The sequence below is a fragment of the Parvimonas sp. D9 genome, assembly GCF_035282565.1.
Lineage (GTDB): Bacteria > Bacillota > Clostridia > Tissierellales > Peptoniphilaceae > Parvimonas > Parvimonas micra.
In genome coordinates, this window is sequence record NZ_JAYKBM010000253.1 from 1 (window position 1) to 241 (window position 241).

General features: G+C 40.7%; 1 protein-coding gene. It reads left to right on the forward strand.

Annotated elements, in window-relative coordinates; all coding sequences use genetic code 11:
- Positions 1 to 187 (forward strand): hypothetical protein (locus tag VJI94_RS08775; protein ID WP_324009097.1); only part of this gene is annotated, 187 nt, incomplete at its 5' end.
- Between the last annotated feature and the right edge of the window lie 54 nt (positions 188 to 241).

The following is a 241-nucleotide window of genomic DNA, read 5'->3' on the forward strand; positions in this document are numbered from 1 at the left end:
GAAAATTGACAAACACCAATGCTATCAAAAAGACATAAAGTGGAGCCCAGGCAACAGATTCTCTCCACCAGGGAAAAACACTGTCGAAAAGGCTATTGGTCCAATGATTATTGATCTGCAGAAACAGCCAGGTATCCCACTCATTGAGTGTAAACCAGATTCTATCCCAAAAATTGAAGGCACTTAACAGGGTCTGCATTTGTTAAAATTAAAGAAGGCACCGCACAAACAGGAAACACAT